This window comes from Ensifer sp. LC163 (assembly GCF_001695855.1).
Lineage (GTDB): Bacteria > Pseudomonadota > Alphaproteobacteria > Rhizobiales > Rhizobiaceae > Ensifer.
The window spans coordinates 133,470-157,882 of record NZ_MBSS01000066.1 but is presented as its reverse complement, the minus strand read 5'-3'; the positions used below and the strand labels follow the sequence as shown (position 1 = coordinate 157,882).

Here is a 24,413-nt window from a genome sequence, read left to right as displayed (position 1 = left end):
GGGCTTTCCCTCCAAATATCTGTCGGGGAAGATCCGAGAGGGGGCGGTTTCCTTTCACGGGGCGCCATCCATTTGCCTCTGCCTTCTCAGTCCGGCTTCGCGCACGATGTCGGCGATCCGAGTGAACTGCGTCGACAGTGGATTGGTCTTTCGCCAGACCATCCCGATCGTTCGGGTGGGACGGGGGCCGGCAAGCCGGGACACGCAGACCGAAGAGGACCGCGTTTCGGTCTCGATGGCCATCTGCGGAATAAGCGTCACACCTATGCCCGCACCCACCATCTGAACGAGTGTCGAAAGCGAGCTCCCCTCCATTACATCGCGCGTCGATGCGGTCGTGATGTTGCAGACGGACAGGGCCTGGTCCCGGAAGCAATGCCCCTCCTCCAGCAGAAGCAGGCGCATCTCGTGAAGCCTCTCCGACGCCGGCACCGGCTTTCCCGCATCCTCCAGCGGCCGCACCAGCACGAATTCCTCGTCAAAGAGTGGGATTTCCTCCAGGGCAGGCTCCGAAATCGGCAGCGCGACGATGGCGATATCCAGTTTCGCCTCCGCCAGGTCTTCGATCAGTCTTCGCGTGATCGCCTCGCGCGGCCGCGGATCGAGCCCCGGATAGAGCTGTGTGAGCGCCATTATGATGCTTGGTAGCAGATACGGCGCGACCGTTGGAATGATGCCGAGGCGAAGGCGGCCCGCGAGCGGGCCGTGCGCAGCCCGTCCGAGGTCTTCCAGTTCGTCAACAGCGCGCAGGATAGCGCGGGTACGGCCAACGAACTCCTCGCCGAGACCCGTCAGCCGTATGCTGCGCCCACCTCTTTCCACAAGCGGCGCGCCGAGCAGTTCCTCCAGTTCCCGTATCTGCACGGACAGCGCGGGCTGCGAGATGGCGCAGCTCTCCGCGGCGCGGCCGAAATGGCCGATCCGGGCAAGGGCGTCAAAATAGCGGAGATGTTTCATGGTTAGGCCATTCATAACCTCAGCATATCGCAGCCTTTAGAATATACAATTGGAAATTATGGATTTGGCTTGTTACTCCTTGGTCACTTGGAAGACACTTTCCCGTGGCGCTGACCCAAGAGGCGTGCCCGCGAAGCTCTTCCAGTGTCTGTAGATTGAAGAAAATCCGTTGGAGGACCAAATGGATACGAAGACAACGACGACCGGCAAGTGTCCGGTCATGCACGGCGGCGCCACGGCTCTCGGCAACTCCGTCATGGAATGGTGGCCCAACGCTCTCAACCTCGACATCCTGCACCAGCACGACAGCAAGACCAATCCGCTGGGCAAGGGGTTCAACTATCGCGAAGAACTCAAGAAGCTGGACGTGCAAGCGCTGAAGGCGGACCTGCGCGCCCTGATGACGGACAGCCAGGAATGGTGGCCGGCCGACTGGGGTAGCTATGTCGGCATGATGGCGCGCGTCACGTGGCACGCGGCCGGCTCCTACCGCGTCGCCGACGGCCGCGGCGGTGCCAACACCGGCAACCAGCGCTTCGCCCCGCTCAATTCCTGGCCGGACAATGTCAACACCGACAAGGGTCGTCGCCTGCTTTGGCCGATCAAGAAGAAATACGGCAACAAAATCTCCTGGGCCGACCTGATCGCGTTTGCCGGCACCATCGCCTACGACGTCGCCGGCCTGAAGACCTTCGGCTTCGCCTTCGGCCGCGAGGACATCTGGGCGCCGGAAAAGGACGTGTACTGGGGTGACGAGAAGCAGTGGCTCGCCCCGAGCGACGGCCGCTACGGCGACGTCTCCAAGCCCGAAACGCTGGAAAACCCACTTGCCGCCGTGCAGATGGGCCTCATCTACGTCAACCCGGAAGGCGTGAACGGCAAGTCCGATCCGCTGGCGACCGCCGCGCAGATGCGCGAGACCTTCGCGCGCATGGGCATGGACGACGAGGAAACCGTGGCACTCACCGCCGGCGGCCACACCATCGGCAAGTCCCACGGCAACGGCAACCCGGGCGACCTCAGCCCCGATCCGGAAACCGCGGGCCCGGAATTCCAGGGCCTCGGCTGGATGAACACCAAGGGCCGCGGCATCGGTCGTAACACGGTCGTCTCGGGCATCGAGGGCGCCTGGACCTCCGAGCCGACGAAGTGGGACAACGGCTTCTTCGAGATGCTGTTCAAGCATGAATGGACGCTGACGCGCAGCCCCGCGGGCGCCTCTCAGTGGGCGCCGATCACCATCGCAGAGGAAGACAAGCCGGTCGACGTCGAGGATCCCTCGATCCGCACCATTCCGATGATGACCGATGCGGATATGGCGCTGAAGGTGGACCCGATCTACCGCGAAATCTCGCTGCGCTTCAGCAACGACTTCACGGCCTTCTCGGATGCCTTCGCCCGCGCCTGGTTCAAGCTGACGCATCGCGACATGGGTCCGAAGTCCCGTTATCTCGGCCCGGACGTGCCGGCCGAAGACCTCGTCTGGCAGGATCCGATCCCGGCCGGCCGCAAGGACTATGATATCGGAGGCATCAAGGCGAAGATCGCGGCGTCCGGTCTTTCGATCTCGGATCTGGTTGCCTCGGCTTGGGACAGCGCCCGCACCTTCCGCGGTTCGGATTTCCGCGGCGGCGCGAACGGCGCCCGCATCCGCCTTGCCCCGCAGAAGGACTGGGAGGGCAATGAGCCGGTGCGTCTGGCCCGTGTTCTTTCCGTTCTGGAGCCGATCGCCGCGGCGTCGGGCGCCAGCCTCGCCGACGTTATCGTGCTCGCCGGCAACTACGGCGTCGAGCAGGCGGCAAAAGCCGCAGGCTTCGATATCGAAGTGCCCTTCGCCGCAGGGCGCGGCGATGCGACCGCCGAGCAGACGGACGCGGGCGGCTTCGCCCCGCTCGAGCCGCTGGCCGACGGTTTCCGCAACTGGCAGAAGAAGGACTATGTGGTGAGCCCGGAAGAGTTGCTGCTCGATCGCGCGCAGCTCATGGGCCTGACTGCGCCGGAGATGACAGCACTCGTCGGCGGTCTGCGCGTCATCGGCACGAACCACGCCGGCACGGCGCACGGCGTCTTCACGAGCCAGGTCGGCGCGTTGACGACGGACTTCTTCGCCACGCTGACCGACATGAGCTATTCGTGGGTGCCGACCGGCAACAACCTGTACGAAATCCGCGACCGCAAGACCGGCGCGACCAAATACACGGCGACCCGGGTCGACCTCGTCTTCGGCTCGAACTCCGTTCTTCGCGCCTATGCGGAGGTCTATGCCCAGGATGACAACAGGGAGAAGTTCGTCAAGGACTTCGTTGCGGCCTGGACCAAGGTCATGAACGCCGATCGTTTCGATCTGGCTGCATGACCCCTGGGATTTCCCAGCAACGCCTTCCCCCGTCAAACGGGGGGAGGCTGTCGGATTCGCCGTCTCTGGAGATCGGCTCATCCGCACTCAGATCACGGCAAACCCTCGAATGGACTATCGGGTGGCTGCCGGCATGACCGATTTGAAGTGCCAGGCGCAATCCGGGATGGCTGGGCTGTGCTGCTCGAACAGGTGATCGGCCGCCCACGCCATTGCCGTGGGAAGGCGCTTCTAGAAGCGCACACTGACACCCACTCTGCCGCCCGCGGACTGTTCGCCATCTTCCTCGATGTTGACGAGCAAGGCCGCGTCCAGATTCCAATTGATGTCGTTGGACAGATCGATGCCCGCGGAGAGCGCGCCGAAGGCGCCGCTGTTGTCGAGTGCAGCAAATCCGACGCTGGCTCCCATCCGTGGGGTGAGCGTCAATCCGCTTTCAAGCTCGTATCTGCGCTCGATTTCCGCGCCGGCGCTGAGACGCCATTGCTGCTCGGTAAAGCCCTCGAGCGATACGGTTCCGCCGGTGCCGTTAGAGACGGCATAGTCATCGACCTTTTCGTTGAAGAAGACCGCTCTGAGTTTTGGCGTGAGGATGGTCTCCTCATCGATCAGCCATTGCCCCTGCAGCTTGGTGTCCCACAGCCAGCGGGTCGTATCGAAGGAGCCGTCGAAGAACGCGGTGTCGATGTCGTTCCACGAACCGCCGTAGAGCAGGCTTGTGTCGAGGAACACGCCCTTGCCGATCTCGAAGGAGGCGTAGGGGCCGGCGAGCCAGCCGTTGCCCGTTAGCTCCGCATCTTCATCTGTGGGGTCGCTCATGCGGTCGAAATGGAACGACAGACCGACCAGCGCCTTTTCGTTGATGAGGTAGTCGGCGCCAGCTGAAAACAGCCCGAAGTTGCCCCATTGGCCCTCGTTCTCATCACGCTTGTGCATCAGGAATGTGCCGTCGATCCAGACGTCAAACGGCGAGAGAGTGGGATCCGCTTGCGTTCTACCCCTTTCGGCAGCCTTGCGCGCCGCGTCGATCTGCGAAAGGCTGGTGGCGAAACCGAGGGTAATTCCGTCGGCAGAGGGCGACACGCGGGTGGTGACGGGTTCGTTGCTTGTCGCGTTTCTCCGTCGATCGAGCAGACCCGGCACCTTTAGCGTCGAGGAAATAAGGTTCTGCCGCGTTTCGACGAACCCACGCACGAGGCCGTCGATTTCGTCGGCGACTTGCTGCGCATCAAAACCGATGCGGTAGGAAATGCTGGCGACGTTCGACGCGCCGCTGGCGCTTGTCAGCGTGTAGCCGATGACGGCGGTGCCGGAGAAGGCGGGATTTGGCGTGAATTTCAGGTAGAGTCCGACGGGTGTGAAACTGCCTGTTGCTGCAAGTTCGCCTTCGATGATCTCCGCCGTCCCCGCGTTCGGCGGCTGCACGAATGCAACGGCGCCTGAGGCGAACGGTCCGCCGGTCGCGCCGCTGTTCAGATAGACATTCGGCGGCGCGGAGCCGGCGGGAACGTTGACCGTCCTGTCGGGCGCCGTCACTTCGCGCGCCTTGACCGTGATGGAGTATGACGCCGTGCCGCTGTTGCCGGCGGTGTCCGTTGCCGTGATCGTGAAGCTGTGTTCACCGATGGTTGCATCCGCGTCGAGCGGGCCGGTCAGCGCGCCGGTGGAGACGTTCAGGATCATTCCCTTGGGCAGACTTCCGGCGCTGATGCCGTAGAGTGTCGCGCCAACACCCCCGTTTGCCACTATGCCGACGCTGTAGTTCTCGCCGGCCATGGCTGCCGGGAGGGCTCCCTGCGCCGGCGCGAAGGACAATGCGATCGGTGCCGGATTGATCACCAGCGCGTATGTGGCGGATCCGCTTGCCCCATATACATCGGTGGCCGTGATGGTGAAACTGGTGCTGCCGGCGGCAGCCGGGGTTCCGGACAGCGTGCCGTCGACCGCGACGGTGAGACCCGCCGGCAGCGCGCCCGATGTCAGCGAATAGGAATAAGGAGCAGTTCCGCCGCTGGCGGTGACCGTCTGGCTATAGGCGGCGCCGGCTGTTCCGTTGGCAAGGTTTGTCGGTGTGAGCACGATCGTCGGGGTGTCGACGGAGAAAGTGTAGGTTTGCGCTCCGGTACTTCCGAAGGCATCGGTTGCCTGGATGCTGAACGTGAAGTTTCCGCTTGCCGTCGGCGTGCCGGACAATGTCCCGTTGGCCGCAAGGTTGAGACCTGCCGGCAGCGTGCCGGCGGTCAGGGAATAGCCGTACGGCCCGACCCCGCCGCTGGCGGTGACCGTTTGGCCATAGGCGGCGCCCAGCATCCCTGATGCAAGGTTTGTCGGCGTCATCACGATCGTCGGGGCGGTGACGGACAAAGTGTAGGCTTGTGCTCCGGTTCTTCCGAAGGCGTCGGTCGCCTGGATCGTGAACGTGAAGTTTCCGGCTGCAGTCAGAGTGCCGGACAGCGTCCCGTTGGCGGCAAGGTCGAGACCTGCCGGTAGCGTGCCGGAGGCCAAGGTATAGCCGTAGGGGCTGACGCCGCCGCTGGCACCAAGCGTTTGGTTATAGGCCGTGCCCGTCGACGCGGAAGGCAAAGTCGCAGGCGAGAGCGTGATCGTGGGCACACCGATCACCAGCGTATAGGCGTGATCGCCGGAATAGGGGCCGGTTCCGCCGGAACTGTCGGTGGCTCGAATGGTGACGTTGAAGGTCCCGCTCGCCGTCGGGGTGCCGGACAAGGTGCCGTTGGCGGCCAGGGTGAGACCTGCCGGCAACGCGCCCGATGCCACCGAATAGCTATACTGCGCGGTTCCGCCACTGGCCGTCATCGATTGATTGTAGGCGACACCGATTTCCCCTGTCGCGAGGCTTGCCGGAGAAACGACGATCGCCGGCAGGTCGACGGCGAGCGTATAGGCCTGGATACCCGTGCTGCTGAAGGCATCGGTCGCTTGCACGCTGAACGAGAAGCTCCCCCCGGCCGTTGCGGTACCCGACAACGTTCCGCCGACCAATGTGATGCCGGGTGGGAGCGCGCCTGATGATATTGCATAGGTGTAGGGTCCGGTTCCACCTGTAGCCGCGATCGTCTGGCTGTAGGCGGCGCCAGTCGAGGCGGCCGGCAAAGTCGCAGGCGAGAAGGTGATCGTGGGCACGCCGATCACCAGCGTGTAGTTCTGCTCGCTGAAATACGGGCCGGTGCCGCTGGAACGGTCGGTGGCTCGAATGGTGACGTTGGAGGTTCCGCTCGCCGTCGGCGTGCCGGACAAGGTGCCGTCTGCGGCGAGCGTGATCCCTGCCGGCAGTGCACCCGCCATGACCGCAAAGATGTGGGGGGTCGTTCCACCGCTGGCCGAAATGGTCTGGCTGTAGGTCGCGCCGACGGTGCCACCTGCAAGGCTCGTCGGAGACATGGCAATAGCCGGAGCGTTGACGTTCAGGGTGTAGGCCAGGGTCCCGGTGCTGTTGAACGCGTCGGTCGCCTGGATCGTGAACGGGAAACTTCCTCCGGCCGTTGCCGTGCCCGACAACGTCCCGTCGCCAGCCAAAGCCATGCCCGCCGGGAGCGAGCCAGATGTGACCGCAAAAGTGTAGGGACCGACCCCGCCGCTGGCGGTGATCGTTTGGCTGTAGGCCGTGCCCACCATGGACACAGGCAATGCCGCCGGTGAAATTGCAATCGCCGGTGCCACGATTTCAACGGAGTATGCCGTCGGGACGGTATCGTTGTGGCCGTCCCTTGCCTCAATCGAGAACGAGAAGGTACCGGCTGCCGTCGGCGTGCCCGAGAGCACACCCGCCGCCGAGAGGGTCAATCCGGTCGGAAGCGCGCCGGTCGAAACGGAATATGTATACGGCGACAATCCCCCGGAGGCGCTGAAAGACAGGCCATAGGCCGAGCCGACGGTGCCGCCCGCCAAGGTACCGGCCGGAGGCGATAGGGCCAATGGCGTGCCGCGGGTTACGGCGACCGAATAGGTCTTTTGAGTGGAACGGTCCTGCGCGGTGACGGTGACGGAGACGGAATTCGAGCCGACACCCAGAGAGATTGCGCCCGAAGGCGAGCCGCTTGCGACTGGATTGCTATTGACTGAGACGGTCGCTCCGCTGTCGGTGGTCGTGGGGGTCACGGTCAGCGACGAGACGCTGTTGGGAACGTTGACGGAATAGTTCGTTGTCGTTGACGCGAACGGGGGTGAAAGTGATCCCGTGCTCAGCGACAGGAGGCTGAGCGTTGCGTCGGTCGACGGCGCGATGTAGGTGAACCCACTGGTAAGCGTTCCTGAACCTGCCGGGTTCGTGACGACGATGTCGACGGCGCCAGCCGCATGCGCCGGTGCGGCGGCCCTGATCTGCGTTTCGTTGACGACCGTGACCGACGTGGCCGCAGCGCCGCCGAAAGTCACGCTCGTCGTCCCGGTAAAGTTGGAGCCGTCAATCGTCACGTCGGTCGTGTCCAATGTCAGGCCGGAAGCAGGCGAAATCGACGAGATCACCGGCGGCAGCAGCGTGGAACGGCACGTAACGGTGACCGTAGCGACGCCACTCTCGTAGCCGCCCATGACATACATCCAATATGTCTGCGCCGGATCGAGCGTGATGCTCCCGGACCGCGTGTAGTCGTTCGGCTCGGTCGGGCCGATTGAGTGCTCTACGACCGTTATGTCATATTGCCCGCCTTTTGAGACGCCAAACGAGGCGCCGGCATAGCCACCGCTTTTCTCCAAGGCACTGCTGTTGGTCGTGGTGACCGTGTAGGAGAGTTCCTCGCCTTGCTCGAACGACGCATAGTAACCGTCGAACCATGCGTTCTGCACGCCACGCGAAATGTTCGACCAGTTGGCGTTGATTTCATTGCAGGCGTTCGAAAGGGCGTAGGCGTTGCCCGCCATCAACAACGCAATGAGGAACGTTGCGAACCGCATGGCGATCGCCTTGCTTGAGCGCGCCGGGCCCGCCAGCGCTAGCAGGCGGGAAATGGGATGAAATGCTGGAGAACTGTCGTGTGTTGCAAGGACGTCTTGCTCAGAGTCACGACAGAAATACGTCATCGGAAAAAGCCCCACTACAAAATCCCGGGCGCAAACGTACCCGCCGAAAAGGCAAGGCCTTCGGCGCGCGCTTCTTGCGTCTGGATTGTCCCCCGATTGCCACGGCCCTCTTGCCACCAACAGAACCAAAGCAAATATAGTGATACTTATTGCCGGTTCGGCCACGTAAGGCTGTAACAGTCTTGCAACACACGCGCAGATTTTATCATTTCGCCCAGGGCATTTGCGCCTGTCGGTAGAATGCGGAACCGAGGGCGGGCGCTGCGGCGAGCGAAGCACGACGATCCCGGAAACATCGCGCCTGATAATTTGTGGCTAACTCAACGTTGCACCGAGGACGACGGCCTGAACATGGAATCAGGCCGTCCCCTCCTGGCGATCGGTTGATGTCTGGTTCGGCAAAAAGACTGTCGTCACGCCTCGGGGGCGTAGCCGAAGACGACGGCTGGGTTTTCCGCCGTCTCGACCCAGACACTTTTCGTCTGAGTGTAGGCCAGCAGTGCGTCGCGCCCGCTGGAGCGGCCGTAGCCGGAACGGCCGAAACCGCCGAAGGGCGACATGACACTGATCGTCTTGTAGCCATTGATCCAGAACGTGCCGGCGCGCACGCGCGACGCCATGCGGTGGGCGCGCCCGACATCCTTTGTCCAGACCGCGCCGGCGAGGCCGTAGGGGTTGTCGTTGGCAAGCGCCACGGCTTCGTCTTCGTCGTCAAAGACGGTGACGCCGACGACCGGACCGAAGACCTCCTCGCGTGCGATGGTCATGTCGGGCTTGACGTTGTCGAGGATGGTCGGGGCGAAGAAGAAGCCGCCGGAGGAGGAAAGCGCCTCCGGTTTCGTGCCGCCGGTTGCAAGCGTCGCGCCCTCGGCAACGCCCTGGCGCACCATCTCGTCGATCTTTGCCCATTGACGGGCATTGTTGATCGGGCCGATCTGGGTGGCGTCGAGATAGGGATCGCCGACGGGGATGCGCTCGGCGGCGCGGGCATAACGCTCGACGAATTGCTGGTGCACCGAGCGGTGGATCAGGAGGCGGGAACCGGCGACGCAGCTTTGGCCGGCGCCCGAGAAGATGGCCGACTGCGCACCGACGATCGCACGGTCCAGATCCGCGTCGGCAAAGACGATGTTGCCGGACTTGCCGCCGAGTTCGAGAATGCAGGGGACGACATTTTTCGCAGCTGCGGCCGCAATGGCAGAGCCGGCCTCAGCAGAGCCGACGAAGACGACGAGGGCCGTTTTCGGGTGGGCAACCATGGCAGCGCCTGCGGTCAGGCCCTGGCCGGCGATGACGTTGACGAGGCCGCGCGGTGCGCCGCCCGCTTCGCAAAGCGCGCCGAGGACCAGTGTGCTGAGCGGCGTCAGTTCCGACGGCTTGATGACGACGCCGTTGCCGGCGCAGATCGCCGGCGCGATCTGCCAGCCGCCGGTGAAGAGAGGTGCGTTCCAGGGCGTGATCTGCGCAACGACGCCGACCGGTTCGTGCCGGATGTAATTCAGGTGCGAGGTCGGAACGGGGATGACGTCGCCATGCAGCTTGTCGCACCAGCCGGCGTAGTATTCGAACATTTCGGCGACACGCAGCGCTTCGCCGCGGATATCGCGGATCGGCCGGCCGGCGGAACGGCTTTCAAGCTCGGCCAGGTCCGGTGCGCGCTCGCGGATCTTGCGGGCGATATCGTTCATCACGCGGCCACGCGCCGACGCCGTCATCGCCATCCATTCGCGCTGGGCGCGCGTCGCCGCTTCCATCGCCGCATCGACGACGTCGGTACCGGCGTCCTTGAACGTCGCGAACACCTCGCCTGTCGCAGGATCGGTCAGATCCTGCTCAGGCCCGGAGCCCGCCACCAGCGCGCCGTCGACATAGCTGCCGATCTCGCTGCCGGGCAGGAAACCATGAAACAGCGTGCGGATGCGCTCGGCCTTGGCGGCCGGCATGGTCATGTCGTTCATCGTCTTCCCCTTGTCTTGTCAGTTGTCGTTGGCCGCGGCGCGGAAGGCGCCCATGCGGGTGAAATCGTCGGCATTGTCGAGCGGGCTTTCGGCCCAGAGCCGGGCGACGGCGGCCGAAAGCGGTAGTGCTGCGCCGGTGCGCGCGGCGAGCTCGCTTGCAAGCCGCACGTCCTTGCGCATCAGCCCCATGGTGAAGCCGCTGTCGAAGCGGTCGTTCATCACCCATGTCGGAAAATGCACTTCGCTGATCATCGATTTGCCGGAGGCGGCATTCAGCACCTTCAGCGCCTGTTCGGGCTCAAGCCCGGCCGAAAGCGCGAGCTTCAGGCCTTCGCCCGTCGTCACCATATGGGCGGCCGCTAGCAGGTTGTTGACGAGCTTGGCGACGTTGCCGGCACCGCTCGGTCCGACATGCAGGGCCTTGGCCGACATCGCATCGATCACCTCTGCCGCACGCGCGACATCGGCGTCGCTGCCGCCGATCATCATCGTCAGCTTGCCGCTTGCCGCTCCCGCCGGCCCGCCGGAAACGGGTGCATCGAGGAAACCATGGCCAAGCGCATTCAAGCCGGCGGCGAGATCGCGCGAAACGTCGGGCTCAGACGTGGAGGTGTCGATGATGACGACACGCTCCTTGGCACCCTTCAGGGCGTCGAGATTGGCTTCGACGACGGCTGCGACGTCCTTGGCCGTCGGCAGCGAGAAGACGATGAAACCGGTATCGACGAAGACATCGCAGAGCGTTTCGCAAGCCGTCACGCCGCCTTCGCCAGCCAGTCTGCGTCTGCTGTCGGAGAGGTCGAAGCCCTTCACGGCAAAGCCGTGGCTTGCGAGCGTGGTCGCCATTCCGAGCCCCATGGCTCCAAGCCCGACCACGCCTATCGCTGTCTCTTTCGTCGTCATGTCCGGTGTCACCCTCAGCGTTTGTTTTGGTGCTGTGAAGGTGGCACGGGGTATCCGGGGCGGGTAGACGGCGGGTCCGGTACACTGCGTTGCTTGCTCCGCAACGTCGGTGTTTCGCCGGAGACCGACCCGAGGCATCGCGTGTTTCCGGTTTAGATAAAGTCGCAGCAACGCTCGATCTCTTTGTTTTACGCATTACCGTCAGACCGTCACGACGATCTTGCCGAATTGTTCGTTCGTCTCGAGATAGCGATGCGCCTCGACGATCTGCTCGAACGGAAAGGTCCTTGCGATCGTCGGCTGCAACGAGCCCGAGGCGAGGCCGTCGAGAATGAAGGTCTTGGCCGCCTGCAATCGCTGGGGATCGGCAATGATCTCGTGGACGAGGTAGCCTCGCAACGTCAACGTCTTGCTGAGGACGGCAAACAGCGGAAAAGGCGTGGGTTCGGGGCTGAGGCCGCCATACTCGATCAGGATGCCGCCACGCGACATTGCCGCCGTCAACGGCTCGAATATCGGCCCGCCTATGGGGTCAAACACCACACGGATTCCTTGCGGGCCGGCAATCTCCTTCAATCGGGCTTCCAGGTCTTCCTCGGTTGAGGCGACCACATGCGCGGCGCCGAAATCGAGCAGGGCCTGCTTCTTGGCGGAGGTCCGCGTGACCGCGATCGCCGTTGCGCCGACCATGTTGGCGATCTGGATGGCCGCCAGTCCGACGCTGCTCGAGGCGGCGGTGATCACGACCATATCCCCCTTACCGAGCTTGGCGATGTCGATCAGGGCGCCATAGGCCGTCAGATACTGCATCCAGACCGCTGCGGCCGCTTCCCAACCGAGCGTCGGCGGGTGTTTGACGACCTGGGAAGCAGGGAAGGTGGCAAGCTCGCCATAGGCCGGCCAACGGACCATTGATTTCGGTGGGATGACGCTGACGGCGTCGCCGGGCTTGAGGTCGTCGACCCCGTCGCCGACCGCCTCGATGGGGCCTGCAGCCTCAAGGCCGAGACCGGAAGGCAGCGTCGGCGTCTCGATATACCGGCCCGAGCGCAGCAGCGCCTCGGCGCGATTGAGGCCGAGCGCCTTGACGCGAATGCGGACCTCGCCGGGGCCGGGGGCGGCAACATCCCGATCCTCGATGCGCAATACCTCGGGACCACCATGCTCATGAAAACGAACGACGCGTGCCATCAGCCGTAAACTCCGTATTGATTGAACTGAATAAGCTATGCGCGTCCGCTTCTTTTCGATAAATGACGGATTTGGCAGAGTAGCAGAAACCAGGAGTTTCGAATATGGATCGCCTTACGAGCATGGCGGTGTTCGTCAAAGCCGTGGATCTCGGCTCGTTTGCAGCCGCATCGGTCGCTCTCGATCTTTCCGGGCCGATGGTCGGCAAACATGTCCGGTTTCTGGAAGAACGGCTCGGCGTGCGTCTGATCAACCGCACGACCCGCCGACAGAGCCTGACCGAATTCGGACGCGCCTATTATGACCGCTGCCGCGTTATCCTTGCGGAAGCGGAAGCGGCGGATGCACTTGCGGCCGACCAGCTTTCCGAGCCGCGTGGCCGGCTGCGCGTCACCATGCCGGCTCTGCTCGGCCGGCGGTGCGTCGCACCCATCCTCATGGAGTTCGCGCGGAAATACCCAAGGCTCGAGCTCGAGCTCTCGTTCGGCGATCGCATCGTCGATCTCGCCGAGGATGGCTACGACCTTGCCATCCGCACCGGCACTCTGGAGGACCGGTCCGGCCTCATCGCCCGTCGCCTCGCCAGCCACAGCATGGTCGTTTGCGCATCGCCGTCCTATGTCGCGAAATACGGCGCCCCAAGGCAGATCGACGACCTGAGTGGCCATCATGCAGTGACGTATAATCGACCGGGATGGGTGCATCCCTGGCTGTTCCCGCGGGACGGCCAGCCGGCACGGGAAGTGACGCCCGCCAATCGGATGCGCCTCGACGACCTCGAGGCCATCGCCGATGCGGCGACCGCCGGGATGGGGCTGGTGTGGCTGCCGTCATGGCTCGTTCGCCATCGCATCAAGGCTGGTGTCCTTGTCGAAGTTTTGCAAGGCGAGCCTGAATATGTGTTCGACAACTATGCCCTGTGGCTGCGCACGCCGCATTTGCCGCTGAAAGTCCGCCTTGCAGCCGATGCACTGGCGGCGGCCCTGCCCAAGGCGATGATCTAGGCCGTGAACCCATAAACCGGATGAGGAGTGGGGTCCGGTCCGTCCGCTTGGTCAAAGGTTTCCGGTCGGCGAAGCTGAGTGCAGAAGTGGCCCCACTTGTAAGCCCGTTTGGGAAGCGTCAGTGTCGAAAAGACTGCATTTCCAGCGCGAGATGCTGGCCGAGTTTTTCCACCGAGAGCGGCAAACGGCGATGGGCCCGCACCATCAGATGGGCACTCGCCTCGCGCAGCAGCGGATCTTCGAGGTCGACTGCCAGCATGATGCCGCGACCGATCTCGCCGGAGACGGCGGCGCGGGGCAGGAAGGTGACGCCAAGACCGGAGGCGACGAAGCGGCGCAGCACTTCGATCGAGTGGGTTTCGAGCAACGGCGCCAGCGCCATGCCGGCGTCGGCGGCGACGCGGGCGACGAGCTGGGTCACGCCATTGCCCTTGCCGAGCAGGGCTGAGGGCGCGGTCAGACAGTCCGCCAGTTTCAGATCGGTACGGTTGGAGAGGGCATGCCCGTTCGGCACGATAACGCAAAGCGGCTGCCGGGCGATCGCCAGCGCCCGGATGCGCGGATCGGTCAACGGCGTGTAGGCGATGCCGATATCCGCGTCGCTGTTGGCGATGGCATCGACCACGTCCTCGGTGCTGCCGAGTTCGACGATGTAGCGGACATAGGAATGCGCCTTGGAGAAGGACGACAGCCCGTGTTCGACAAGATCGGCCATGAAGCCTTCGCCGCAGCGAATGCGGATGCGCGTCTGCTGTACGCCGCGGATCTGGTCGAGCTGTTCGGCAAGCAGGCCGTTGTCTTCCACGACTCGTTTGCCGTGTTCGAGAACGAGTTCGCCGGCATCCGTCAACACTGTGCCGCGCGCGGTGCGCTCGAACAGCGCCAGGCCGATCTCGCGTTCGGTGTCGGCGATCTGGCGGCTGACGACCGAGGGCGCCAGCCCCATATGTTCGGCAGCGCCGCGGATCGAACCGATACGGGCGACCGCCATAAAAATCTTGAGCGCTTTTGCGTCGAGCACGTCCATGGCGGTCATGGTTGCGACGGAAACGGTTTGAGGTCAACGACCAAGAGAGGTCGCGATCAGCCGTGTCCAGAGGTCGACACCTTGCGCGACGATCGCATCGTTGAAATCGTAGTGCGGCGAATGCAGGCCGGGATTGGCGCCGTCGCGGCGCGCGCCAAGCCAGAGGTAGCAGCCGGGGCGTTCCTCCAACATGAAGGCAAAATCTTCCGCGGCCATGCTGGGCGCGGCATCGACGACCGAAAGCGCGTTGTCTTGGGCTGCGACCGAACGCACGAAGGCCGCCGACGCCGCATCATTGATCGTGGCCGGATAGCGATATTGATAGTCGAGATCGGCGCTGCAGCCGAGACCTTCGGCGATGGCCGCCGTCAGCGTCCGCATGCGCTTTTCGAGGATGTCGCCGACCTCTTTCGCGAACCAGCGTGTGGTGCCGCGAATGACGGCATCCTGCGGGATGACGTTCCAGGCGTCGCCGCCGTGGATCTGGGTCACGGAGACCACGGCTGCGTCGAGAGGCGAGACGTTACGGCTGGCAATCGTCTGCAGCGCGGAAACGATCTGGGCTGCGGCAACCAGCGGATCGGCGCCCTCATGCGGCATCGCGCCGTGAGCGCCCCTGCCGGTGACGCGAATTTCGAACACGCCGAAGGCGGCCATCATCGCGTCGTCGCGGGCAACACAAGTGCCGACGTCGAGCGCTGGCCAATTGTGCAGCGCATAGACGGCGTCGGCTGGAAAGTCACGGAACAGACCGTCGGCAACCATGGCGCGCGCGCCGCCCTCGGCTTCTTCGGCCGGCTGGAAGATGAAGTGGACCGTCCCGTCGAAATCCATTTCCGAGGCCTGTCGCGCGGCGGCGAGCAGCATCGAGACGTGGCCGTCATGGCCGCAGGCATGCATCTTGCCTGGGGTTTTCGACGCGTAGGCGACGCCGCTTGCCTCGACGATCGGCAGCGCGTCCATGTCGGCGCGGATGGCGATGGTTCGGGGCGAGGTACCACGCGAGAGCGTGCCAATGAGGCCGGTGCCGCCATAGCCGCCTTTGACGGCAACGCCCCACCCAGTGAGCCTGCCGGCGACGAAGGCTGACGTTTCCCGTTCCTCGAAGGCCAGTTCCGGATGGGCGTGCAGATGATGGCGCCAGGCGATCGTTTCCGCGATGCGGTCGGGGCTGATATCGTGGCGGCTCATCTCATTCATCCTGTATCTGCAAATTGAGGGCCGGCCGCAAAGGCGGCCGGCCCGGGTTCTGTTCTATCCTATTGGCCGAGCCTCAGGAACAGATCGGCGACGACGACGGAGCCCATATAGGTTCCGATCATCACGCAGATCGCCACGATCACGATCTTCCAGCCCGAGCGGCGGGCGATTGCAAATTCGCTGGCCGTCAGCGCAAGGCCGCCATAGGCGAGCGCCGGCGTGGCGAGCGCCAGGAAGTTCAGGTGTTCGACCTGCTCGCTGACCCAGGCAGCGCCGGGCACGCCGGGGATGGTGATCAGGATCGCGATCAGCGAGACCCAGGCGACGCTTGGGAGATAGAAAGGCACGAAGCGTGCAAAGCCGAGGCCGATGATGCAGGCGACGTAGAGCACCGCCATGCCGGGCAGGGCGACGAGCGGCGAGGTTCCCGTTCCGACCCAGTTGGCGACTAGGCCGATCGCGCAGGCGATCAGCAGCAGTCCGGCGTGGCGGATGACATCGATCTTGCGCTCGTCTTCCGCGTTCAGCGGCAGGTCGTCGGCGAGATTGGCGGTGGTGGTGTGATTGGCCATTGTTCCGGTCTCCCCGATCAGGCTGTTGCGCGTTCGGACGGGCGGGCTTTGTTGTAAAGCCATTCCGTCAGCGGCAGGGCGACGAACATGCCGACATAAAGGCCGGTCGCGTAGGTCAGGATGTTGCTGGCTGCGGCCAGCGCCAGGATGATGTCCTTCTGGTCAGGAACGACGGCGACGAGACCGCCGGTACAGGCGGCAAGCATCGAGCCCGAGCCGACGCCACAGGACATGGCGAGCGCGCGCACGTCGAAGATGCCGAGACCATGGACGAGCGGCGGCATGATGGCAAAGACGAATGTGCCGATCAGCGTGCCGGTGGCATAGACGCCCATGGCGCCAGCGCCTTCCGGCGAGTTGAGGCCGTATTTGTCGGCGATCAGCGCGAGGTTAGGCTCGCGGTCGATCGAGTAGGTGGCGCCGACGGCTTCGCGGCCCATCTTCAGAAGGAACACGGCGACCGGGAAGGCGATGAGGATCGTGCCGAGATTGCCGATTTCCTGCAGCACGAGCGCCGGTCCGGCCTCGATGATCTTGGAGATCTGCGGTCCGACCGTCGTGCCGAACTTGGCGATGAAGGGCATGATCGCAACGGTGATCATGGCGCCGGAGAGCTTGACCGCATCCTTGGAAAGGAACTTGGCGCTTGCCTTGAAAATGGCGGGATTGAGCAGGATGCCGAGCGCGAAGGCGTAAAGGATCGGCAGGAAGATCACGGTGCCGAGGCCGATCGACAGGCGTTGGATGCCGATCAGCTCGCAGGCGATGACGATCGCGAGCACAAGGATGTGCAGATAGAGCCCGCCCGTGGCGGCTCCGGGTTTTCCGGTCATGATGTTCTCCTCTGGTTGGGGACCAGTTGTTGTTCTTTGCCCAGATTTCACACTATGGGGTGAGGGCAAATTCCGGCTAGCCGGTCGGCGAGCAACGAGGTGTTGCCGTTCCAGCAACAGCCACCGAGCTGAAGGCGGCTTTTGCAAAGCCGCGCGTCGCGTTTTGTCATTTCATCGTCACAGTCCTGCTCGGGTCGAGTGCGGATGCGAATCGCGCTTTCGCTTTGTCCTGGCTTTTGCATGTGTCGCCTCGATGGCCAAGGCCACATCCGACCAAGTCGGGGCGAGTGAGGCGGAAACCGCCAGCTTTCCCCAGCAAACCCGCCGATCGGCCCGGCCAACTCCGGGCATTTGCAGATTCGATATGTAGATTTGAAAAACCCTTCAGAAATCACTGAAAATCAGCATTGAAATCGATTACATTTTCTGGCTTCATAGCCCTCGCAAGATTTTGGGAGGATCTTATGAAGAAGCTTATCGCCATAGCACTCGGCACCGTCGCATCCATTGCCATCTCCGCTTCGCTCGCCAATGCAGAGACCTTCAAGATTGGTCTGTCCAATGGTTGGGTCGGCAGCGAGTGGCGCACGCAGATGATCGATGAGGCCAAGGCGGCTGCGGAAAAATGGAAGGAAAAGGGCGTCGACGTCGAAGTCAGCGTCCAGAGCGCCAACGTGGATGTGCCCGGGCAGATCGCCCATGTGCGCAACTTCATTGCCGAGGGCGTGAACGCCATCATCGTCAACCCCAACAGCCCGACGGCCTTCGACCCGATCTTCGCGCAGGCGAAGGAAGCCGGCATTCTGGTGATCGCTACCGATGCCGAAGTCTCGTCGCCGGATGCGACCTATGTTGGTATCGACCAGACGGCGTGGGGTGCGGCCGGCGCCAAGTGGCTTGCCGAAACGCTCGGCGGCAAGGGCAAGGTCGTCGCCATCAACGGCGTCGCGGGCCATCCGGCAAACGAGATGCGCGTCGCCGGCTACAAGCAGGTCTTCAAGGACTATCCGGATATCCAGGTGGTCAACGAAGTCAACGCCAACTGGGATCAGGCGCAGGGCCAGCAGGCCATGCAGAACATCCTGGCGACCTACCCTGATGTCAACGGCGTCGTCGTCCAGGACGGCATGGCTGCCGGCGCCTGGAAGTCGATCATGGATGCAGGCAAGACGGGCCAGATCGCTGCAACCGGCGAGATCCGCAAGGACTTCATCGATCTCTGGAGCAAGGACAAGCTGAACTCCGGCGCGACCGTCAATCCGCCCGGCGTCATGGCAAGCGCGCTCAACGTCGCTGTCCTCATGCTGCAGGGCAAGGAACTGAAGGAGCCGGCGACGGCTGGCCAATACAAGAACGCCATGTACCTGCCGATCCCGTTCATCGACTCGAAAAACCTGGCGGACGCCGCCAAGCAGGTCGACGGCAAGCCCGGCTACTATTCCTACACCAGCGCTCTTTCGATCGAAGACGCCGAAGCGCTCTTCAAGTAAGCGCTTGAGCCGAGCGGATGTCGTCATCCGCTCGGCGCCCCGGACCCGATTTTACGGACGACACTCCATGTCGAAACTCAAACTGAACGGCGTAAGCAAGGCTTACGGCGCCACCCTGGCTTTGCGCCGCGGCGACCTCGAGATCGCCGCCGGCGAAGTTCATGTGCTCATGGGCTCGAACGGTTCGGGCAAGAGCACATTGTGCAAGATCATTGCCGGCAGCGTGCGGCCCGATGGCGGGGAGATCCTCATCGACGGCCAGCCGGTTACGATTTCCGGTCCGCAATCGGCGCGTGCGCAGGGCATCGGTATCTTCTATCAGGAACTCAGTCTGGCCGGGAACCGCTCGGTCGAGGAGAACATCTGCCTGGCCATGCTGCCGGTGAAAGCCAGGATGTTCATCGATCGTGCCGCCCTGAAGGCGCGCGCCGCGCGCTACATCGACCTATTCACTGGAGTTTTCGGTGACGGATTTGCGGCCGAGACGCTCGTCGGCAATCTGCGCGCCGATCAGCGACAGCTTGTCGAGATCATGAAGGCGCTGGCCAGCGAAGCCCCGATCCTGATCTTCGATGAGCCGACCTCGGCACTCGATCGGGCGCAGGTCGACCGCTTCTTCGATATTCTGCGCAGGCTGAAGCGCGACGGCCGCGGCATCATCTTCATTTCGCACCGCATGGACGAGATCACCGCGATTGGCGATCGGGTGACGATCATCCGCGATGGCGAGACGATCAAGACGCTCAACCTGAACGAGACCGATCCTGCGGCGGTCATCCGGCTGATGGTGGGCGGCGCTGGCGACATGCCGGCTTCGCGGTCGTCCGCGCCTGCCGTGGCGAGCTTTGCCACCGGTGCCGCCATGACCGTCGACAAGCTTTCCGGTGCCGGTTTCCGCAATGTCAGCTTCGAGGTCGCCAAGGGCGAGATCCTCGGTCTCGGCGGCCTACACGGCCAGGGGCAATCGGCGATGTTGCGTGCAATCTTCGGCGCAGGTGCCATAACATCTGGCGGGATCCGCATCGGTGGCGATCATTTCGATGCCAGGAGCCCGCGCGACGCCATCCGGCGCGGCTGCGCCTATGTCTCGGGCGACCGCGGTCGCGACGGTGTCATTGTCGGCAGGCCGATCATCGAGAATGTGACGCCCATCCACTACCTGCGCGATCGGCTGATGATTGCGCATCCGCGAAGCCTTAAGGAAAAGGCGATGCCGGCGCTCGCAGCCATGCACACGAAGTTCGCGAGCCTCCTGCATCCGATCAACTCGCTTTCCGGCGGCAACCAGCAGAAGGTGATCATCGCCCGCTGGCTGATCGACCGGCCGGATGTGTTGCTGCTCGACGATCCGACCAAGGGCATCGACCTCTCGGCCAAGGCCGATCTCTTCGCCCTCATTCGCCAGCTGGCGGCAGACGGGCTCGGCATTCTGCTCTACTCCTCGGAGGACGCCGAATTGCTTGGGAACGCCAACCGCATCCTCGTCTTCAACGGCGGGTCGGTGACGCGCGAGCTCACCGGCGAGGATCGCACCCGCTACAATCTCTACCAGGCTGCATACGAGGCCGCGTGATGACACCGACCACGACAGAAACTCTATCTTCGCACGCTGGCGGCCTGAAGCTGTGGCTTGAACGCTATCCGTTCCTGCCGGCGCTGATCATCGTCGTCGCGCTTCTGGCGCTGAACGGCGCGTTCTCGCCGAACAGCCTCGGCTACCGCTCGTTGACGGGCCTCCTCAGCACCTACATGGCGCTGATCATGCTGGCGATCGCCCAGACCTATGTCGTCTCGGCCGGGGACATCGACCTTTCGGCCGGTGCGACGCTGTCGCTCGTCAATGTCGCGATTGTCGTGCTGATGGAGAAATGGGGTGGCGGCGCCGGCGCCGTTGTCGGCGCCATGCTATTAGGCGTTCTGCTCGGACTCGTCTGCGGCGTGATCAACGGCATCGTCGTCGCAGCGCTGCGATTGCAGGCGATTGTCGCCACCTTTGCGACCAGCATCTTCTTCACCGGCGTTGCGCTCTATGTCATGCCGGTGGCCGGCACACCGGCCCCGGCACTGTTCTGGCGCACCTATGGTGGCCGGTTGCTCGGCCTTCCCTTTGTCTTCTATGTCCTTGCAGCACTCGCCCTTCTGCTCTTCCTGTTGTCGCGCACCCGTCTCGTCACCCAGCTTCTGGCCGTCGGCGACGACCAGCAGGCGGCCTACCAGACCGGCCTTCCCGTGGTTCTGATCCGCATCAAGGGTTATGCGCTGTGCGGTCTGTTTTCGGCGCTCGCAGCGTTCTGCCTGACCGGCGACACCGCCAGCGGCGACCCGCTGGTCGGCGGCAAGATGACGCTCTACAGCGTCGCGGCCGTCGTGCTCGGGGGCAGCGCGCTTGCGGGCGGCTGGACGACCGTGGTCGGCTCGCTGCTCGGCGCGCTGACGATCGGTCTCGTCAATTCGCTCGTCTTCTTCATGGGCACGCCGTCGGAGTGGCAGAACTTCGTCCAGGGCCTCGCCATCCTTTTCGTCTTGATGGCAGGCGTGCTTGCCGGCCGGAGGGCACGCGCATGAACGTCGCCATTTCCTTCCTCAAGAAGCCGCTGGTCATCGCGCTGCTGTTGATCGTCGCGCTGCTCTATCTCGGCGAGGGCCTGTCGCCGGGCTTTGCCTCGGCCGACCAGATCCTGCGCCTGCTGATCGTTGCTTCGCTGCTCGGCATTGTCGCTGCCGGCCAGAATGTCGTCATCCTCGGTGGCCGCGAAGGCATCGATCTTTCGGTTGGCGGCGTCGTTTCCCTGTCGGCGATCATTGCCGGCAATGTCATGAACGGCGCTGACGGCGGCATCCTGCCGGCGGTCCTTGCCTGCCTTGCGGCCGGTGCCTTCTTCGGCCTCCTGAACGGGCTTGGGGTCACGCTGCTGCGCATCCCGCCGCTGGTGATGACGCTCGGCATGCTCGGCGTGCTCCAGGGGCTGCTCGTCGTCATCCGCAACGGCATTCCCTCCGGCCGTGCAGCCCCTGGTCTCTCCGCCTTCGTCACGCAGCCGCTGGTGCTCGGCATTCCAGGCATCATCTGGCTCTGGATCGCCGTCGGCCTGTTCATGGCCTTCATGCTCAGCCGTACCGTCTTCGGCCACCGCATCTATGCGATCGGTTCCAACGAGCATGCGGCCTACATGGCCGGCGTGCCGGTGCGTCGCATGCGCATCGGGCTGTTCATGATCTCCGGCATGTTTGCGGCCGTCGCCGGCCTATGCCTGCTCGGCTATTCCGGCTCGTCCTTTGCCAATGTCGGCGAGCAATACATGCTCTCCTCGATCATCGCTGTCGTCTTCGGCGGAACGTCGCTTGCCGGCGGCAAGGGCGGGTACACCGGCACCATGGCCGGCGCCCTGTTGCTGGTGATCCTCCAGGGCATCCTGACCACCGTCAACATCGACGAATCCGGCCGCCAGATGGTGTTCGGCGCGACGTTGCTGCTGCTGATGCTGTTCTATGGACGGGGAAGGGCGATGCGCGCATGAGCGAGCGGCCGAAGATCAAGGATATCGCCGAGCGGGCCGGCGTTTCGGTTGCAACCGTGTCGCGGGCGCTGAGCGATTCCGGCCTGGTGACGGCGGAAACGCGCCAGCGCATCCATGCTCTTGCCCGTGAGCTCAACTATCGGCCGAATGTCAGCGCGCGCAACCTGCGCACCCGCAAGTCGATGTCGGTGCTGCTGGTCGTGCGCGACGTCGGCAACCCGTTCTATCTCGACATTCTCAAGGGCGTCGAGGCGACGGCGCGCGAGGCCGGCTATTCCGTGCTGATGGGCAACACCGAGAATGACCCGGATCGCGAGACGGAATATTTCAACATGCTGCGCGACGGTCATGCCGATGGCATGATCCTGATGACCGGCAAGCTGCCGCCGGCGGGGCATGATGCTGGTGTCGACCTTGCGCGCCTGCCTGTCGTCGTCGCACTGGAAATGATCGAGGCCGCGGGGCTGCCGCATGTGCAGGTCGACAACCTTGCTGCCGCGAAGGCCGCAGTCGAGCATCTGATCGCGCTTGGCCACCGCAGGATCGCCCATATCGCCGGGCCGCTGCCCGAGGTCATGGCCGTTCACCGCCGCGACGGCTATCGCGCCGCCATGCACGATGCCGGCCTTGTGATCCCGGACGGCTACGAGGTCCGTGGCGACTACCTGCTTGAAACCGGCCAGCTCTGCTGCGGTCAACTGTTTGCCCTATCCGAACCGCCGACGGCGCTTTTCGCCGCGAACGACGAAATGGCCTATGGCGCCATTCACGAGTTGCGTCGCCTCGGTCGCGACGTGCCGGGTGACGTTTCGGTCGTCGGTTTCGACGATCTCTACCTGAGCAAGGCCTTCTATCCGCCCCTGACCACCGTCAACCAGCCGCGCGCCGACATCGGCCGAACGGCAATGTCGTTGTTGCTGCGCATCCTTTCTGGCGAGGAGGTGGCCCTTGCCGCGCCCATCGTGCTGCCGACGGCCTTGAGCATCCGGGCCAGCACCGCCTCGCCACGTCACTTTTAAGTCGAGCATGATGTCGACCGAAAACCGCCTACACTTTTCGGCATCATGCTCCAGCCGAAAATCTGGGAGAAGAGAATGACACAGCTACCGAAGCAGACGCTGCGCGTGGGATTCGTCGGAACCGGCTTCATCGCCCATTTCCACCTGAAGTCGATGATCGGCGTGCGCAACGTCGAGGTGACGGGTGCCTTCAGCCGCAAGGCGGAAAACCGCGAGAAATTTGCGCGCGAAGTGGAAGCACTCGGGCTCGGCATCTGCCGCACGCATGAGAGCCTGGAAGCGCTGCTTGTCGCCGATGACGTCGACGCGATCTGGATCCTTTCGCCGAACTATACGCGCCTCGAGGTCATGCGCTCGCTGCACGGGGCAATCAAATCCGGTCGGAGCAAAGTCTTCGCAGTCGCCTGCGAGAAGCCGTTGGCGCGCACGGTGGCGGAAGCCCGCGAGATGCTGACGCTGGCCGAGGATGCCGGCCTCAACCACGGCTATCTCGAAAACCAGGTGTTCTGCACGCCGGTATTGCGCGGCAAGGAGATCATCTGGCGTCGCGCCGCATCCACCACCGGCAGGCCCTATCTCGCCCGGGCGGCAGAGGAGCATTCCGGCCCGCACGAGCCCTGGTTCTGGCAGGGCGACAAGCAGGGCGGCGGCGTTCTCTCCGACATGATGTGCCACAGCGTCGAGGTGGCGCGCTATCTGCTGACTGCGCCCGGTGCGCCGCGCAATTCGCTGAAGATCAAGGCCGTCAACGGCACCGTCGCCAACCTGAAGTGGACGCGCCCCAACTATGCCGAACAGTTGCGCAAGCGTTTCGGCAACGACGTCGACTATCGCAACCGTCCTTCGGAAGACTTTGCGCGCGCGACGGTGACGCTCGAGGACCAGGACGGCAACGAACTGATGATCGAGGCGACGACCTCCTGGGCCTATGTGGGCGCCGGCCTGCGCATCCAGCTCGAATTGCTCGGACCGGAATATGCGCTCGAATACAATTCGCTGAGCACGGGGCTGAAGATCTTCATGTCTCGCGAAGTCACAGGTTCGGAAGGCGAGGATCTTGTCGAGAAGCAGAATGCCGAGCAGGGGCTGATGCCGGTGCTCGAGGATGAAGCCGGCGTCTACGGTTATACCGACGAAAACCGCCACATGGTCGAATGCTTCCGCAAGGGCCAGAAGCCGCTCGAGACCTTCGAGGACGGTCTTGCCGTGGTCGAGATGCTGATGGGGCTCTATCGCTCCGCCGAGATCAACGCCACCTTGCAGTTCCCGGCACCAGAACTCGAACATTACGTGCCCGTCGTCGCGCGCAAGGGCGCGTAACAGGGCGCGCCCGAGATCGGCGGGA

At 63.7% G+C, this 24,413-nt stretch carries 17 protein-coding genes; 8 read left to right on the top strand and 9 right to left on the bottom strand.

Features of this window, described 5'->3' with window-relative positions; all coding sequences use genetic code 11:
• Positions 1-54: 54 nt before the first annotated feature.
• Entirely contained in the window at positions 55-972 is a 918-nt protein-coding gene (locus tag BC360_RS28245; RefSeq protein ID WP_065785792.1) for a hydrogen peroxide-inducible genes activator, read from the bottom strand.
• A 166-nt stretch (positions 973-1,138) separates the two neighbouring features.
• On the opposite strand from BC360_RS28245, the gene katG reads away from it, so the two are divergent.
• Positions 1,139-3,313 carry a catalase/peroxidase HPI gene (katG, locus tag BC360_RS28240; RefSeq protein WP_065797675.1) on the top strand — a complete coding sequence of 725 codons (2,175 nt, stop codon included), beginning with the start codon at positions 1,139-1,141 and terminating at the stop codon, positions 3,311-3,313.
• A 231-nt stretch (positions 3,314-3,544) separates the two neighbouring features.
• Here katG and BC360_RS28235 read toward each other — a convergent pair whose 3' ends face one another.
• The 4 genes from BC360_RS28235 to BC360_RS28220 form a co-directional block, all read right to left on the bottom strand.
• Positions 3,545-8,227, bottom strand: a complete 4,683-nt coding sequence (locus BC360_RS28235) for a putative Ig domain-containing protein (RefSeq protein WP_065797674.1) — start codon at positions 8,225-8,227, stop codon at positions 3,545-3,547.
• Between the two features lie 539 nt (positions 8,228-8,766).
• Positions 8,767-10,311 carry an aldehyde dehydrogenase family protein gene (locus BC360_RS28230; protein ID WP_065797673.1) on the bottom strand — a complete coding sequence of 515 codons (1,545 nt, stop codon included), beginning with the start codon at positions 10,309-10,311 and terminating at the stop codon, positions 8,767-8,769.
• Positions 10,312-10,329: 18 nt separating this feature from the next.
• On the bottom strand, positions 10,330-11,214 hold the full coding sequence (locus BC360_RS28225) for an NAD(P)-dependent oxidoreductase (protein ID WP_065797672.1): 885 nt from the start codon (positions 11,212-11,214) through the stop codon (positions 10,330-10,332).
• Between the two features lie 201 nt (positions 11,215-11,415).
• Entirely contained in the window at positions 11,416-12,405 is a 990-nt protein-coding gene (locus tag BC360_RS28220; RefSeq protein ID WP_065797671.1) for a zinc-dependent alcohol dehydrogenase family protein, read from the bottom strand.
• A gap of 104 nt (positions 12,406-12,509) precedes the next feature.
• Here BC360_RS28220 and BC360_RS28215 point away from each other — a divergent pair, with 104 nt between their 5' ends.
• Positions 12,510-13,409 (top strand): LysR family transcriptional regulator, encoded by a 900-nt coding sequence (locus BC360_RS28215; protein ID WP_065785786.1) that lies wholly within the window; start codon positions 12,510-12,512, stop codon positions 13,407-13,409.
• 118 nt (positions 13,410-13,527) lie between these two features.
• Here BC360_RS28215 and BC360_RS28210 read toward each other — a convergent pair whose 3' ends face one another.
• The 4 genes from BC360_RS28210 to BC360_RS28195 all read right to left on the bottom strand — a co-directional run bounded on the left by BC360_RS28210 (position 13,528) and on the right by BC360_RS28195 (position 17,041).
• On the bottom strand, positions 13,528-14,445 hold the full coding sequence (locus BC360_RS28210; protein WP_244512948.1) for a LysR family transcriptional regulator: 918 nt from the start codon (positions 14,443-14,445) through the stop codon (positions 13,528-13,530).
• A 24-nt stretch (positions 14,446-14,469) separates the two neighbouring features.
• Positions 14,470-15,627, bottom strand: coding sequence for a M20 aminoacylase family protein (locus BC360_RS28205; protein WP_065797733.1), 1,158 nt, complete (start codon positions 15,625-15,627; stop codon positions 14,470-14,472).
• A gap of 68 nt (positions 15,628-15,695) precedes the next feature.
• Positions 15,696-16,208 (bottom strand): hypothetical protein, encoded by a 513-nt coding sequence (locus BC360_RS28200; RefSeq protein ID WP_065797670.1) that lies wholly within the window; start codon positions 16,206-16,208, stop codon positions 15,696-15,698.
• Between the two features lie 17 nt (positions 16,209-16,225).
• Entirely contained in the window at positions 16,226-17,041 is an 816-nt protein-coding gene (locus BC360_RS28195) for a DUF3100 domain-containing protein (protein ID WP_065797669.1), read from the bottom strand.
• Positions 17,042-17,505: 464 nt separating this feature from the next.
• Between BC360_RS28195 and BC360_RS28190 the strand changes: the two genes are divergently transcribed.
• The 6 genes from BC360_RS28190 (at position 17,506) to BC360_RS28165 (ending at position 24,388) form a co-directional block, all read left to right on the top strand.
• Positions 17,506-18,531, top strand: a complete 1,026-nt coding sequence (locus BC360_RS28190; RefSeq protein WP_065785780.1) for an ABC transporter substrate-binding protein — start codon at positions 17,506-17,508, stop codon at positions 18,529-18,531.
• 67 nt (positions 18,532-18,598) lie between these two features.
• Positions 18,599-20,104 (top strand): sugar ABC transporter ATP-binding protein, encoded by a 1,506-nt coding sequence (locus tag BC360_RS28185; RefSeq protein ID WP_065797668.1) that lies wholly within the window; start codon positions 18,599-18,601, stop codon positions 20,102-20,104.
• Positions 20,104-21,096 (top strand): ABC transporter permease, encoded by a 993-nt coding sequence (locus BC360_RS28180; RefSeq protein ID WP_065785778.1) that lies wholly within the window; start codon positions 20,104-20,106, stop codon positions 21,094-21,096. Before BC360_RS28185 ends, BC360_RS28180 begins: the two co-directional genes overlap by 1 nt.
• On the top strand, positions 21,093-22,049 hold the full coding sequence (locus tag BC360_RS28175; RefSeq protein WP_065797667.1) for an ABC transporter permease: 957 nt from the start codon (positions 21,093-21,095) through the stop codon (positions 22,047-22,049). The genes BC360_RS28180 and BC360_RS28175 overlap by 4 nt, the downstream gene beginning before the upstream one ends.
• Positions 22,046-23,068: a LacI family DNA-binding transcriptional regulator gene (locus BC360_RS28170; RefSeq protein ID WP_065797666.1), complete on the top strand. Its 1,023-nt coding sequence runs from the start codon at positions 22,046-22,048 to the stop codon at positions 23,066-23,068. The genes BC360_RS28175 and BC360_RS28170 overlap by 4 nt, the downstream gene beginning before the upstream one ends.
• Positions 23,069-23,143: 75 nt before the next feature.
• Complete coding sequence (locus BC360_RS28165) at positions 23,144-24,388, top strand: Gfo/Idh/MocA family protein (RefSeq protein WP_065797665.1); 1,245 nt, start codon at positions 23,144-23,146, stop codon at positions 24,386-24,388.
• Positions 24,389-24,413: the final 25 nt, after the last annotated feature.